This is a genomic window from Vibrio sp. 03_296 (genome assembly GCF_002265885.1).
On record NZ_NPKW01000007.1, the window covers coordinates 56092 to 69720 of the forward strand.

Consider the following 13629-nt stretch of genomic DNA (forward strand, 5'->3'; position numbering starts at 1 on the left):
AACATGTTATCTGAACGCGCAGCACAAATGGTGGTTTTTGCCGCCCTCGTCAAACATCAAAACTTCACTTCTGCAGCTAAGAGCTTAGCGGTGTCGGTTTCTCATGTCAGTAAGCAACTGGCGCAACTCGAAGCATCATTGGGGATCAAGTTGATCCAACGCACCACGCGCAGCTTTACACCGACTGAAGCCGGACTGGCCTTCTATCACCATTGCCAGCAAGTGGTGCAGGCGGTGAATAACGCGCAATATGAAATGGAGAGCCAGCGCGATGAAATTGCCGGTTTAGTACGAATTGGCTTGTCGCAATCCTTTGGTACTTTGCATATTCTCCCGGCCATTGATGAACTGCGGCAGAAATACCCGCTACTGCAAGTGGAAATGCACTTGTTTGATTACAAAGTCGACATGCTGCAAGAAGGGTTAGACTTGTGGATCACCAACCATGAGCATTTACCAGAAGGCTACATTGCTCAGCGCTTAGCGGATTGTCAGTTCGTTGTCGCGGCGTCTCCGGACTATTTGTTGCAGCATGATGCACCGAAAGAGCCCAACGATCTCGCCAATCACAACTGCCTGATTTACCGAAGCTGGGAGCGTGACTACACCAGTTGGGCGTTTCGTCGCCAAGGAGAGCACCTTAGCGTTAAGGTGTCGGGTAATTATTCGGTCGATCTGGCTGAGGCGGTTCGGGATGCGGCGATCTCTGGGTGGGGAATTGGCTATCTGGCGACCTACTTGCTCGGTGATGAATTTAGAACGGGGAAACTGATTCAACTGTTGCCAGATTGGCGCGCGAATCAGGAAATGCCATTTTACGCTGTGTATCCTAGCCGCCAGCATATGCCGAAAAAAACCTCTGCTGTCATCGATTTCATTAAACAAAAAATCGGTACGCCGTGTCATTGGGACAAACAGCTTGAGCCCTATGTCAGCTTTCCCGATTAGAGTGATTTGAGTCACAAATATTTTCTATTTCCAGAAACATATTTTCCATATGGAAACAATAAAACGAGGCAAACGTTTATCTTGTTTTTATTCAATGAGTTAAGTGCTTTGGTTTTATTGCGTTTTTCTAATGAACCACCTTGTTAACATTCTCGACTTGCATCTTACGAGGCTGGTAATACAATCCGCGCCTTCCTTGTTCCCCCTCTCTGGAAATAATCACTATGAACTCACTCTTGGGTGTCGTAGCCATTTTGCTTTTTGCTTGGCTGCTTTCTACCAATAGAAAAAATATCCGTCTTAAAACGGTAGGATTGGCGTTTGCATTGCAAGTGGCCTTTGCGTTGTTGGTACTGTATGTGCCTGCGGGTAAAAATGCGCTAAATGGCGTGACGGGCGCGGTTTCCAATTTGATTAACTATGGGCAGGAAGGCATCGCTTTTCTGTTCGGCGGTTTGGCAACCGGCGGTTTTACTTTCGCGATTAACGTTCTTGGTATCATCATCTTCTTCTCTGCCTTGATCTCAGGCCTTTACCATATTGGATTGATGCCGAAAGTAATCAACTTGATTGGTGGCGCCCTACAAAAGTTGTTAGGGACTGGCCGCGCTGAATCGCTTTCTGCAACCGCTAACATCTTCGTTGGCATGATTGAAGCCCCGTTGGTGGTTAAACCTTACTTAAAGCACATGAGTGACTCGCAATTTTTCGCCGTCATGACCTGTGGCCTTGCTTCAGTAGCAGGCGGTACCTTAGTGGGTTATGCCTCTTTGGGTGTGGAACTGAACTACCTGATTGCTGCGGCATTTATGTCGGCACCTGCTGGTCTTTTGATGGCCAAAATCTTGATGCCTGAAACTGAAGCTCAGGCGGAAGATGTGCAGATGGAAAACGTTGAGATGCCAAAAGCGACCAACGTGGTGGAAGCGATGGCAGACGGTGCGATGTCGGGCTTGCGTATTGCGGTAGCGGTAGGGGCAACCTTACTGGCGTTTGTCAGCGTGATTGCACTGCTGAATGGCCTTTTGGGCTGGGTCGGCAGTTGGTTTGGCATCTCTCTCAGTTTTGAGTTGATTTTAGGTTACCTGTTCGCGCCAGTCGCTTGGTTGTTGGGGATTCCATGGCATGAAGCCATTACCGCGGGTTCTCTGATCGGCAATAAGATTGTGGTAAACGAATTCGTAGCGTTTATTCAGCTCATGCAAGTGAAACAAGAACTGAGTGCACACTCGCAAGCGATCGTGACTTTTGCTCTGTGTGGTTTTGCTAACATCTCCACAATGGCGATGTTGATCGGTGGTTTGGGTAGCTTGGTGCCTGAGAAACGCTCGTTCATTTCGAAGTACGGCTTCCGTGCAATTACCGCTGGTGTCTTGGCGAACTTGATGAGCGCATCGATTGCGGGCGTGATTTTAAGCCTGTAAGCGATAAGAAAACAGATGACAGTCGATGCTTACGCGCTTCTGGACAAAGTGAAGCATCGTACTGCCATTATTTGTTTTTATACTCTATCATTTTGATAAATAAGAAAAAGGCAGAGGTTTTCCTCTGCCTTTTTGCGATTACGTGATGACGATGTCAACCACTCATCTGCAGCACAATATCAACGCGGATTAATCGATATCGCGTTCAATTTCTCGTGCGATGTGTTGTTGATTCAACATGATGCCTTCGGCCTCAATACGTGCACCTTGCAGCTCCGACTCTTGGATGTGTTCAAAGCGCGTATTGGCATCAATATAGATCACTTTCTCACCAAGATTAACGCCGTCATCGTAACACTCCATGGTGATAGAGCGCTGCTCAGCATTATATAGATTCACTGTGCCATCGCAGTCAAACTCGTGACCGTTCCAATTGCTGTCGTGATCTTGTTCGTCAAACTCCACCACACGCGCAAGCAGCTCGTTGCTTGCACTTGATTGTGCGGTGACTTCCACTTCTGCCCCTGCGACCAATAGACCTTTGTGGCCATCTTCAAAGCGAGTGTGCGCATCGACGGTAAACATGCCACGGTAGTTCAACTCGAACTGTGATTGGTCACCCGCCACCCAAGTGACAATGCCTTCGATTTCGTTGTCGTCATCAAGGTTATCGTAAGATTCGATCTCAATCTCGTTGGCGGCAAACACGTTATTGGCAAATTGGCCTTCAATTTCTACCCATTGACCGTTTTCAAGTGGTTGATGTGGCTCAATAACGGTACCATTGTCATAATTTACTGTAATGCCAGCGCCCAATTTAAATGTACCGCTGTTGGCATCGAGGCTGTTGATGCGGCCTTCGATTTCAACATGGCCAACCAGAGCGGGATCATCAAACTTCACGACCGACAGAACTTTGTATCCCGCATCGGCGGTTGGAAGAGAAGAGACCATGACCCAGTCGCCATTTGTAATTTCTGGGCTGAGCTGAGCAAATGTCAGCGTCGCACCATTAATGCGAAAACTGCGGTCTGTGGGGTTGATGTTGCTGATCACCCCAGTCATGGTCGGCTCTAATTGCGCCGAAAAAGTGTCTGCTTGGCCGCTGGCGGAATCGCGTTGCACACCGGTGTTTGGGGCGATGCGAATCATCATATTGGGTTGCAGTGCACTTAACTCAATGTTGGCCGAGGAATACGATACTTGCTCGACGGTATATTGGTGCCCATTGACGACAACAGAGCGGTGTTGTGGGTCTACGGAGTCAATGGTACCGGTGATTGTTTTGGGAGCAACATCGGGTTGTGCTGGTGTTGAACTGTTACTTCCTCCACAAGCCGATAAAACTAAGGTTAACGCGCTTACTAAAGTCAGCTTCTTCATCTCTATATGTACCCTATATGAATGGTGGATGTTTGGTTTTTCGCCATGTTAGGAAATGAGATGTGAAGCGATCGTGAAGAGATAAAACTGAATGAAAATTTTGTTAGTGGATGATAACCACAATGTGGCAGAAACGATTGCCGACTACCTGGAGCTTGAAGGCATCATTATCGATTGTGCTTATCATGGTGAAGCGGCGCTGCGGTTGATTGAAACGAACCACTACGATGTGATTGTCATGGACATAATGATGCCAAAGCTGGACGGCATCAGTACGGTGAAAAAGCTCAGAGAAGACTATCTTTGTGGGACACCCATCCTATTTCTAACCGCAAAACAGGGGTTGGATGACAAAATCGCAGCCTTTACTGCTGGTGGCGATGATTACCTATTGAAACCTTTTGCGATGCAGGAGCTGAGCTTGCGACTGCATGCATTGGCCAACCGAGGGCCAAGACAAGATATTGGTGTGTTGAAATTTGCCGACATCACCTTAGATGTCAAAACCGAGCAGGTTGAACGTCAAGGTCAGTTGATCAAACTGAGCCGTATTCAGACGCGAATTTTGACGTTATTGATGAAGCGAGCGCCAGCAATCGTGTCACGCGTTGAAGTGATTGAAAGCGTGTGGGGCGATGAACCGCCGGGGAGCGATGCTCTGCGTAGCCACATTTACGGTTTGCGCACCGCATTGGACAAAGGTTTTTCAGAATCACGATTAGAGACCATTCATGGACAAGGTTACCGACTCAAAGCATAACGCTTATCCCAGTATTTACCGCAAGATCCGTTGGAGCTTTGGCGTTCTGACCTTTCTGATGTTTTCGCTGTTTTGGAGCTTGATCTATGTGGCGGAAAATAAGCTGGAAGTATTAAGTTTGCATCACTGGTTAGACACAGAAGCCGCTCTGTACAAAGAGAATTACGCAACATTGCAGGAGCAAGCTCCGTTACCCAATCCGCAGGAGTTTGATAGTTACTGGAGCGAGAAAGAGATACCGAGCTGGCTGCTGGCTTTTTCCAAACCAGGTTTCTATGAATACCTGCAAGGGGAAGAGGACAAACATTTTGTCGTTTTTGCTCATCCTTCCGGTGTTGGTAATATGTACATCGTTTTCCAAGATGATTCGGATGATTACCTGGATGAGTATGAAAGCTCCTTGCACCAAGTGACTTTTGTGTTGGGCGGCATACTCTCCATCGCCATGCTGCTCTATGGGGTGTATATGGTTCGCATTCTGTCGAAACCCTTGACGGAAATTGAACATAAAATTAGTCAAATGCCACCGGATTGTCCGCCGTTTAGCATCGATACCACGTTCAGCGAAACGCGCCATATTGAGCAGACTCTGCTAGACAGCAAAAATCATATCGCAGGATTTTTCCAACGTGAGCAGGAGTTTAGCCGATTCGCTTCTCATGAGCTGCGGACACCGATTATGGTGATTCAGGGCTCCGCCGATATTCTTAGCCGAGTGGAAGGGCAACCCCAAGTCGCGCAAAAAGCGATACGTCGTCTGCATCAAGCGGGTCAAGAAATGAAGGTGCTGACGGAGACGTTTTTGTTGTTGGGTAAATCGGAGATAGAGCCACATCACTTTGGCAATTACGATCTTCAGCAGTCGTTGGAACAGCAACTGGCGTTGCTCGAGCCTTTGTTTGCTCGTCAGGGCTCGAGTTATGCGCTTGATCTGTCGCAGCCGAGCCAGGTTCGAGCTCCAGAAAGCTTTATCACCATCGTCATTAATAACCTCATCAAAAATGCTTTCAGCTATAGCGTTGGCAGTATCAACATTGCGCTACATCAGTGTTGTTTTGAAATTCAGAACCGACATGACGGCAATGAAACTTACAACGCAGGTTATGGATGTGGCTTGGTGATTGTTGAGCGCATTTGTGAACGTATGGATTGGGCGTTTAGCATGGAAGATGACGGTACGCATTTTATCGCGAAAGTGCGTTTTCATTCGGCAGAGGCATAGGAATAGACGGCACCTTGATAATGCCGAGCGCCAAATAGCAAAAAAGAGAGCCGAAGCTCTCTTTTTTTAGGTGTATGGTCGGACTGAGAGGATTTGAACCTCCGACCCCCGACACCCCATGACGGTGCGCTACCAAGCTGCGCTACAGTCCGATGGCAGTTACTGTAATGGTAAGGAGGTGACTCGTCAACACTTTGTTTATCAACAATAAAAGCTAGGCGACAGAATGAACAGTTTGTATAAAAAAACAGCGGTGATTTTGAGGGTGAAGGAATCAAAAACGGCTGCCTAAAGCAGCCGTTGAGTACGCTAATCGCGAACGCGTTTAAAGATGAGGGAAGTATTGATACCGCCGAAAGCAAAGTTGTTGCTCATCATGTAATCAATATCCATCTCGCGGCCAGCACCAGCAATGTAATCCAGGTCACCACAATCTGGGTCTAGGTTATTGAGATTTAGGGTTGGGCTAAACCAGCCACTATTCATCATCTCAATACTCAACCATGCCTCGATGGCACCGCATGCGCCCAATGTGTGGCCAAAATAGCTCTTTAATGAACTGATTGGCACCTTGCCAATGGCATTTTGTGTCGCGTTACTTTCGGCAATGTCGCCACGGTCTGTCGCAGTGCCATGCGCAGAAACATAGCCAATGTGTTTTGGATGTAAATCCGCGTTTTGCAGGGCCATTTCCATACAGATTTGCATGGTTTCCATCTGCGGCTGAGTCACATGCGCCGCGTCACAGTTGCTGGCAAAACCGATGATTTCAGCGTAGATTTTTGCGCCGCGTGCTTTGGCGTGTTCGTATTCTTCTAGCACCAGCGTGCCTGCACCTTCGCCGATCACGAGTCCATCACGATCTTTGTCGTAAGGGCTTGGCGTTGTTTTTGGCTGATCATTTTTCAAGCTGGTCGCAAACAAGGTATCGAATACCGCTGATTCGGTTGGACAAAGCTCTTCAGCTCCCCCTGCCACCATGACGGTTTGGTAACCATGCTTGATTGCTTCATAGGCGTAACCAATGGCTTGACTGCCTGATGTACATGCGCTGCTCGTGGGGATAACACGGCCACGTAGGCCAAAAAAGAGCCCCACATTGACGGCGGTGGTGTGCGGCATCATTTGAACGTAGGTCGTCGCGGTGATCGCTTTGGTGGTTTTGCCGTTCAGCATCACGCCAAATGCGCCAATGGCGTCAGTTGAGCCAGTTGATGAACCGTAAGCAATGCCAGTTTGGCCATTCGTTAGTACGTCGTCACCAATTAAGCCTGCTTGGCGTAGCGCGTTTTCAGTCGCCACGGTGGCTAATTTGGACACGCGGCCCATACCGCGAACTTGTTTACGTTTGTAATGCGAAGGGAGCTCAAAATCGACCACGGGAGCGGCAAGTTTGGTGTTCAACCCTTCGTACTGTTGGTAATTTTCCATAAACTGAGTGGCATTTTCTAGCGCGCGTAATTTGGGCTCGACACTTTGCCAATCATTGCCAAATGCAGTGACACCAGACATACCGGTGACAACAACTCTGCGATTCATATTAGGCCTCCATTAACCGAAATCACTTGGCGAGTGACATAACCTGCGATGTCAGACATCAAATAACTGACTAAGCCAGCCACTTCTTCCGGTTCACCCATGCGGCGTAGCGGGACTTGAGGTAAAGCGTGCTCTTTGACATGCTCATCTACCATGCCAGTATCAATCAGCCCAGGGGCAACACAGTTCACCGTGATTTTGCGTTTCGCCAGCTCGAGAGCCAATGATTTGGTTGCGCCAATCACCCCCGCTTTGGCAGCGGCGTAGTTGGTTTGGCCTCGATTGCCCATTAATCCAGAGACTGAAGCTAAAGTGACAATGCGTCCACCTTTGCGTTTTTGCACCATCGGCATTACGCAAGGGTGTAAGACGTTATAAAAACTGTCGAGGTTGGTGTGAATTACGCCATCCCATTCTGCCTCTGTCATCGCTGGGAAAGCGGTGTCTTTGGTGATACCCGCGTTATTGACCACACCGTAGTAAGCGCCGTGCTGTGCGATGTCGGCTTCAATACGCTCACGACATTGTTGACGGTGGCTAATATCAAACTGAATTAAACGGCCACTGCCACCGTTTTGTTCAATCATGGCCAATGTTTGCTCGGCACCTTGCTTATCGCCCATGTAGTGAACGACGATGGTAAAGCCATCTTTCGCTAATTGAATGGCGATGGCTTTGCCGATGCCTTTACTGGCCCCTGTGACTAACACTTGACGGGTCATTCTTGACTCCTGATTTTCATTTCTTGTAATTTTTCTTCCGTCGGAACATAAACGTTCAACTGACATTTTGCGACAGTCTCACCTGAGATCTCGATTCGACCAGTGAACACGGCCATGCCGTTGTCTTCCATCAACTGCTCTGCGTAGATATCGAGTGTCTGCCCTAGCTGAAAGGTATCGCACATCGCTTGATAACGCCTGCCACCAAGGAGAAAACCGATCGGTGGCTCTTGGCCTTTCAGCTGCGCATGATAGCCAGACCAAGCCGCGATAGACTGCGCCATAAACTCGATACCCACATAACCTGGAACGCTTTGCGTTTCAGTATGGAAGAAGGCGAGGTGAGGGCCAATGTCTACCTGACAGTGAATCGACTCCTCCGCAACGCTGATCGCCCGATCAATTAAGATCATCGGAGCGTCGTGGGGCAGCAAGGTCTCAATGCTGGGCAGCTTATTCATGAGGATATCCAAATATCAGACTGATGTTATTTCCGCCAAAGGCGAAAGAGTTGCTAAGTATCGCCTTGTGTGCCAATTTCATTGGCTGTTCGACGAGCGTGACCTCTATGTCATCCGCTTTGTTCTGACATCCTTGTTGCGGTAAATCTAAGTTGTATTTCAGTATATGCCATGCAATGGCCGCTTCAACGGCACTGGCTGCGCCTAATGTGTGACCTGTTAGGTGCTTGGTTGAACTAACGGGCACCGATGAGCCAAAAAGACGAAAGATGGCTTTGCTTTCCATGCTGTCGTTGAGCGGAGTTGCCGTGCCATGGGCGTTAACATAGCCGATTTGTTCTGGTTTCAAATTGGCGTCTAGCAGCGCTTTTTTCATTGCCTCTTCAGCCCCATTCCCTTCAGGGTGAGGAGCGGAGATGTGGTGTGCATCTGAGCTGTCGCCACAACCGAGCAGGGCGATCTCTGAAGGGGCTTTACTGAGCAGCATAAAAGCTGCGCCTTCACCAATATTAATGCCACTTCTGTCGGCACTAAATGGCTGACAATGTTGATTTGAGAGTGCCTCTAAGCCATTAAAACCATTTAGTGTTAAGCGACAGAGCGTATCTGCCCCTCCCACGATCACCGCATCGGCCATACCACTGAGTAAGAGGCGTTTTGCTGAAATGAACACACGCCCGCTGGATGAACACGCCGTGGAGATCGCGTAACAAGGCCCCGTTAACTGAAAGTAATCGGCGATAAAGTCGCTGACGTTGCCAAGCTCTTGTTTGCGGTAGTGATAATCACTCGGGAAGTGCTCTTGCGACAGCTTCTGCTCAAATGCGTTTTCGCCGTCGGCAATACCAGAGGTGCTGGTGCCGATAACCACGGCGATACGGTCTGCGCCATATTGTCGAATGGCCTTTTGAATTACGGGCTCAATTTGCTGCAGCGCAGAGAGGGCTAAACGGTTGTTTCTTGAGTCGTATTCACGTAGCGATGATGGCAGCTCCGGCAACGCGTCGCTCACTCGACCAACGATGGTGGCGGTGCCCGTGTTGAGTTGATCCACAGCTTGTTGCATTTGCGCACTGTGATTATGTTGCAGTGCGTGGTGGATCTGCTCTGCAGTGGCCCCCAATGCTGAGTGGAAGCCACAGCCATGAATATAAATGGGTTGAGAAAGGTGTGAATTCATTTGGCTCTACTATTTCGCGTCCGATAACTGATAATTCAGGGTTTGAATCTCGATTTTATAGTCGTTTAACAGCGAGTGAAAACGAATAGGGCCAGCAAAACTTCGGCCTTGCTCGTAATCAATCACAATGATCGTATTGCCATGGTTATCGATGATGGTGCGCTGATTATCTCGGTCAATGAGTTGCCACTTTACCTGATTTAATGGCGCTTCCCAAGCTTGTTCAGGCCACAGCGTGATCATCAGATTAAAAAGTACCTGCTCGGGCTGAGGCAGGGTATTTTCTAAGCCATTCAATACTTGTGTTTCAATATGATTATCTTGGTAGGTGAGAGACAACAAACGTGTTCCCCACGAAGAAAAACCAGCCAAAACCAGTTTGTTTTGGTCAACTTGCAGCTGGACGGGCAATTGTTGAGTTTGTGTGCCGGTGTCGGTTTGCCATGTTGCGGTGATCAGCTGGCTTGCCGTCACATCCAAGCCGAGTTCACTCGGTTGTGGGAGCGTGACAAACGTTTGATCAGCAATCTCAATTTGAGTGCTTTGTGTGCGAGGTTGCATGCTGCATGCCGTGATGGAGAGCGCCAACAACAGGCAGAGAACTAGCTGTCTTATCATGGGGTTTTCTCTTGGTTGGGAATGGCCATCGGTGCCAATAACCAAGCGACAAAGATGCCGCTTAGCACGGTTAGCCCAAAGCTGTGAATGGCATGCGTGTCACTCAAGGCCAATAAACCAAACGACAATAAAGTGGTGATGGCCGATAAGGTGACGGCGAGGAGCGTGCTATGGCTGCCTTGTTGCTCCGCAAAGAACAAGGTGTAATCAATGCCGATCCCAATAACCAGTACCAGTGCCAGTAAGCTAAACAAGTTCAAACTTGAACCGGTGACAACAGAAACCGCCAGTCCCGCGATACAGGCGATAACACAAGGCAGCATCATGGTTAGGCTGTGTCGGAAGCCATAACGCCAGCACAATAAAGCAAAAATCACCGCCATAGCCGCAACCAGTAACTCCATTACTTTGACGCGATACTGATTGAACAAGCTCGAAATTTCTTGTGCCTTATCGAGGTAAGAGATATCGCTGTGTTGCTGCGCAAAGGCCATCGCGACCTCGGGCTGCTGAAGATCTTTCAGTAAAATGGCAGCGGCCGTTTTGTTGTCCACTTTGCCCAAAGCAAGGAAACGGACAGGTTCGGATACTGATGCCTTGAGGTAGTCTTGCAGCGAAATTGGCACAAATGGTTGGTTGAGCACTGCGGTGGCGGGTAATCCAAGAGTCTGTGACAGTTGCGCCGCCTGCGTTTGGTATAGGGTTTCGACGAGCTGATAATCGGCCCGCTGCTGCGATTCTGAACTCAGGTATTGGGACAAGCTCTGATAGCCCGCCAGCACGCCTTGCTGCTGCCAACCATCGAGTAGTTTGGCGATCTGTTCCAAGCGCTCGATCAATGCGGAGTCGTTATCTGCGGTGACAACCAACATTTGTTGTGAGGATTGTAGGCCTGTCAGTTGTGCGATCTGCGCTTCTTGTGACTTGAGAGAGGCAGGTAAGGCCTGCAATTGGCGAATATCGTCGTCGTAATGCACTTGGGTTAAGGCGGCGAAGCTGATGGCGGCGATCGCCACGGGCAAGCCAATCGACAGTTTGGGATTTCGCCACGCGCTTAGCCAGCGTTGATAAAGTGGCAAGCCGAGAAGTGGTCTATCCGCCGAGGGTTTGACGGCCAACCAAGGATACCAAGCGACTACAGTGAGATAAGCGGCGATGAGGCCAGTGGCGGAAAACAGCGCCAATTGTTGCAATCCCGGGAATGGGGCAATCAGGAGACCCAAATAGCCGATTAAGCTTGTCACTAGGCCAAAGGTGATTGCGGTGAAGATATGCTTGAGCCCTGCTGTGGCGTTCCAACGCGAACCTGCCGCCAATCTGTCGGTCAGGTAGTGAAAAGCATAGTCAATCGAAACACCGATCAAGCTGGCACCAAACACTAAGCTAAAAAGATGCACTTTGCCAAAAATCGCTATGGTGATGGTGAGTGCCACCAAAAGTCCGACGCCAATCGAGAGTAGCGACAGAAACAATGGGGTCACACTGCGAAAAACCAGCAGGATGAGCAACACAATACCAAGCAGTGAAACAACACCAATGGTGCTGATTTCTTGCTTGGCGCTTTGGGTACCAAAGTCAGCATAAAACAAGACTCCAGTGTGGGCAATCTCAGTGCCAAACGTTTGATTAATTTGCGCTTCCCACTGCAATATTTCTGACACTGAACGCTGCGCCGCAACGCTGTATGGGGAGTCTTGAAGCTCAGCGCTGATCAGCACATACAAGTGCCCCTCTTTTTCTAAACTCAGATAGTTATGTTTAACTTTGAACTGGCCAGATAATGACGAAAGTTGGGTCAAATAGTCACGAAACAGCAGAAAAGGATCGTTTTGTAACTCGCTCCCCGTAACACCAGCAAAAGGGTTGTAGAGGGCTTGCAATACCTGTTGCACCTGCTGTTGCGGTTGTTGGCTGAGCCGTTCTCTTTGTTGCTCAGTTAAAAATTGGAAACGGTGTTCAAAGTAATATTTTGCCCATTGTTGCTGGGTATCTTGAGGGATTTTGCCCATCACTTGGGCAAAATAACCGCTTTGAGTGAGCTGCTGTGTGAGCGCATCGCTTGCTTGGTAGACGTTATCGCGCTCATCGCCCGACACGATAAAAATCACCTTGTTTCCCATTGTCTCCGCAATGCGCTCAAACGCTTGTTCTGCTACTGGGTTTTGCTGATTTTTAGGCAGGAGTTTTAAAATATCGGTTTCGATTGGTGCCGTTGCTTGAGCAAACCAGAGATAGACCAACAACAAACTGGCAGTGATTACGGCCATAAGCCAGCTAACGGCTAACGTCGGGGATTTAAAACGCAAACTGCTTTTGCTCCGTTTCGCTTAATTGTTCTGGGATGTGCGTTTGCTGTGAAAATTGAATATCGGTGCGATCGCCACGTTTTTCCACCAGTTCCAGTTGATCAATTTCTTGGTTACCTCTGAGGGTAATCTTGCTGAATACCGCATTCAAAGGGGCTGCCGTCGGCGTCAGGTCGAGTTGCCATCCATTGTCGTCAACGTGTAACGTCAATTCGAACTCGCGCTGCAAAGCGGAGGTATCTCCATGAAACACAGAGAGAAAAATGCGGCTGAAGTAAAACGCCATTGGGTTTTGCTCTGCCGTGATCACTTGTGGTGCTTGCCCGGCAAAGTTTTGTCGCAGTTTGTCTTGTGTCAAAACCAAATTCACAGGGAAGGGGTTTTGTTGTTGCCACAACAGACCATGGCTTTTGTCTAACACAAATTGTCCTTGAGAACTCAGGGGTTGGTTAAACATTTCCAGATGACGCTGTTGGGTGAACTGGCCTCGCACCAGATCGTGTTTGGAGAGCTGCGCTTGCAATTCATCTAGGTTGTTCACTTGCGCCCAACTCAGTGGAGAAAACAGTGTGCAAACCAGTAGCCACAACGTGAGCGTGTGTTGTCGCCATGACATTAACATAGGTATGCTCCGTTCTGATGCCATTGATGGACGCGTTCGAGAAACACCGAGGGCGATGCTAATCGCATCTCTTGATCTTCAATGCCGACGGCGACCTGAGTGGTATGCGCTTTACACATGCGTTGTCCTGTGTCGGCATCAAAGATTTGATAATGCACTCGCAAGCGGTTTTCCCATTCGCTCAGCGTCGCTTTGATACGAATCGCGTGATTAAAAGGAATGGCTCGGACGTACTTTACCTGAACATCAATCACTGGCCACATGAAGCCCGAAGCGCTCATTTGCTGATAGCCATAATCAATTTTTTCCATCATCACTCGTCTTGCTTCTTCAAAAAATCGGAAGTAATTACCGTGATAGATGACCCCCATAGGGTCGGCATCTTGAAACGAGGTAACTAAGGTTACCTCAGCTTCTAGCGGATAAAGTACGTCTGTCATAGAA

General features: G+C 48.7%; 13 protein-coding genes and 1 tRNA gene. 4 read left to right on the top strand and 10 right to left on the bottom strand.

Annotated elements, in window-relative coordinates; translation table 11 throughout:
* Nucleotides 1-3: 3 nt before the first annotated feature.
* Together CIK04_RS00455 and CIK04_RS00460 are read left to right on the top strand one after the other, a co-directional pair.
* Entirely contained in the window at nt 4-948 is a 945-nt protein-coding gene (locus tag CIK04_RS00455; RefSeq protein WP_017420989.1) for a LysR family transcriptional regulator, read from the top strand.
* A gap of 224 nt (nt 949-1172) precedes the next feature.
* Nucleotides 1173-2372, top strand: coding sequence for a NupC/NupG family nucleoside CNT transporter (locus CIK04_RS00460; RefSeq protein ID WP_017420988.1), 1200 nt, complete (start codon nt 1173-1175; stop codon nt 2370-2372).
* Between the two features lie 189 nt (nt 2373-2561).
* Here CIK04_RS00460 and CIK04_RS00465 read toward each other — a convergent pair whose 3' ends face one another.
* A complete protein-coding gene (locus CIK04_RS00465) occupies nt 2562-3755 on the bottom strand; it encodes a DUF5666 domain-containing protein (RefSeq protein WP_097353227.1) in 1194 nt (397 codons plus the stop codon).
* Between the two features lie 91 nt (nt 3756-3846).
* Between CIK04_RS00465 and CIK04_RS00470 the strand changes: the two genes are divergently transcribed.
* Both CIK04_RS00470 and CIK04_RS00475 read left to right on the top strand, forming a co-directional pair.
* The gene (locus CIK04_RS00470) at nt 3847-4515 is read left to right on the top strand and encodes a response regulator transcription factor (protein WP_017420986.1); all 669 of its coding nucleotides are present in this window, start codon (nt 3847-3849) and stop codon (nt 4513-4515) included.
* Complete coding sequence (locus CIK04_RS00475; protein WP_039447804.1) at nt 4487-5737, top strand: HAMP domain-containing sensor histidine kinase; 1251 nt, start codon at nt 4487-4489, stop codon at nt 5735-5737. The genes CIK04_RS00470 and CIK04_RS00475 overlap by 29 nt, the downstream gene beginning before the upstream one ends.
* Nucleotides 5738-5812: 75 nt before the next feature.
* On the opposite strand, the gene CIK04_RS00480 is transcribed toward CIK04_RS00475, so the two are convergent.
* From CIK04_RS00480 to CIK04_RS00520, 9 genes are all read right to left on the bottom strand, one after another.
* Nucleotides 5813-5889: transfer RNA gene (locus tag CIK04_RS00480), tRNA-Pro, on the bottom strand.
* Nucleotides 5890-6046: 157 nt separating this feature from the next.
* Nucleotides 6047-7276, bottom strand: a complete 1230-nt coding sequence (locus CIK04_RS00485) for a beta-ketoacyl-ACP synthase (protein ID WP_097353228.1) — start codon at nt 7274-7276, stop codon at nt 6047-6049.
* Nucleotides 7273-7998 carry a 3-oxoacyl-ACP reductase FabG gene (gene fabG, locus CIK04_RS00490; RefSeq protein ID WP_039447807.1) on the bottom strand — a complete coding sequence of 242 codons (726 nt, stop codon included), beginning with the start codon at nt 7996-7998 and terminating at the stop codon, nt 7273-7275. The genes CIK04_RS00485 and fabG overlap by 4 nt, the downstream gene beginning before the upstream one ends.
* Complete coding sequence (locus tag CIK04_RS00495) at nt 7995-8459, bottom strand: hotdog family protein (RefSeq protein WP_097353229.1); 465 nt, start codon at nt 8457-8459, stop codon at nt 7995-7997. Before CIK04_RS00495 ends, fabG begins: the two co-directional genes overlap by 4 nt.
* Nucleotides 8452-9639 carry a beta-ketoacyl-[acyl-carrier-protein] synthase family protein gene (locus tag CIK04_RS00500; protein ID WP_097353230.1) on the bottom strand — a complete coding sequence of 396 codons (1188 nt, stop codon included), beginning with the start codon at nt 9637-9639 and terminating at the stop codon, nt 8452-8454. The genes CIK04_RS00495 and CIK04_RS00500 overlap by 8 nt, the downstream gene beginning before the upstream one ends.
* A gap of 9 nt (nt 9640-9648) precedes the next feature.
* A complete protein-coding gene (locus CIK04_RS00505; RefSeq protein WP_017420980.1) occupies nt 9649-10257 on the bottom strand; it encodes a DUF3261 domain-containing protein in 609 nt (202 codons plus the stop codon).
* Complete coding sequence (locus CIK04_RS00510) at nt 10254-12524, bottom strand: MMPL family transporter (RefSeq protein WP_232708683.1); 2271 nt, start codon at nt 12522-12524, stop codon at nt 10254-10256. The genes CIK04_RS00505 and CIK04_RS00510 overlap by 4 nt, the downstream gene beginning before the upstream one ends.
* A gap of 28 nt (nt 12525-12552) precedes the next feature.
* Nucleotides 12553-13209 carry an outer membrane lipoprotein carrier protein LolA gene (locus tag CIK04_RS00515; RefSeq protein ID WP_017420978.1) on the bottom strand — a complete coding sequence of 219 codons (657 nt, stop codon included), beginning with the start codon at nt 13207-13209 and terminating at the stop codon, nt 12553-12555.
* Nucleotides 13179-13625 (bottom strand): thioesterase family protein, encoded by a 447-nt coding sequence (locus tag CIK04_RS00520; RefSeq protein ID WP_017420977.1) that lies wholly within the window; start codon nt 13623-13625, stop codon nt 13179-13181. The genes CIK04_RS00515 and CIK04_RS00520 overlap by 31 nt, the downstream gene beginning before the upstream one ends.
* Nucleotides 13626-13629 lie beyond the last annotated feature (4 nt).

What these genes read in the sequence shown, in the direction of transcription:
- CIK04_RS00455 (WP_017420989.1), top strand. Translation starts at nt 4, where the DNA reads ATGTTATCTGAACGCGCAGCACAAATGGTGGTTTTTGCCGCCCTCGTC.
- CIK04_RS00460 (WP_017420988.1), top strand. Translation starts at nt 1,173, where the DNA reads ATGAACTCACTCTTGGGTGTCGTAGCCATTTTGCTTTTTGCTTGGCTG.
- CIK04_RS00465 (WP_097353227.1), bottom strand. Translation starts at nt 3,755, where the DNA reads ATGAAGAAGCTGACTTTAGTAAGCGCGTTAACCTTAGTTTTATCGGCT.
- CIK04_RS00470 (WP_017420986.1), top strand. Translation starts at nt 3,847, where the DNA reads ATGAAAATTTTGTTAGTGGATGATAACCACAATGTGGCAGAAACGATT.
- CIK04_RS00475 (WP_039447804.1), top strand. Translation starts at nt 4,487, where the DNA reads ATGGACAAGGTTACCGACTCAAAGCATAACGCTTATCCCAGTATTTAC.
- CIK04_RS00485 (WP_097353228.1), bottom strand. Translation starts at nt 7,276, where the DNA reads ATGAATCGCAGAGTTGTTGTCACCGGTATGTCTGGTGTCACTGCATTT.
- fabG (WP_039447807.1), bottom strand. Translation starts at nt 7,998, where the DNA reads ATGACCCGTCAAGTGTTAGTCACAGGGGCCAGTAAAGGCATCGGCAAA.
- CIK04_RS00495 (WP_097353229.1), bottom strand. Translation starts at nt 8,459, where the DNA reads ATGAATAAGCTGCCCAGCATTGAGACCTTGCTGCCCCACGACGCTCCG.
- CIK04_RS00500 (WP_097353230.1), bottom strand. Translation starts at nt 9,639, where the DNA reads ATGAATTCACACCTTTCTCAACCCATTTATATTCATGGCTGTGGCTTC.
- CIK04_RS00505 (WP_017420980.1), bottom strand. Translation starts at nt 10,257, where the DNA reads ATGATAAGACAGCTAGTTCTCTGCCTGTTGTTGGCGCTCTCCATCACG.
- CIK04_RS00510 (WP_232708683.1), bottom strand. Translation starts at nt 12,524, where the DNA reads ATGGCCGTAATCACTGCCAGTTTGTTGTTGGTCTATCTCTGGTTTGCT.
- CIK04_RS00515 (WP_017420978.1), bottom strand. Translation starts at nt 13,209, where the DNA reads ATGGCATCAGAACGGAGCATACCTATGTTAATGTCATGGCGACAACAC.
- CIK04_RS00520 (WP_017420977.1), bottom strand. Translation starts at nt 13,625, where the DNA reads ATGACAGACGTACTTTATCCGCTAGAAGCTGAGGTAACCTTAGTTACC.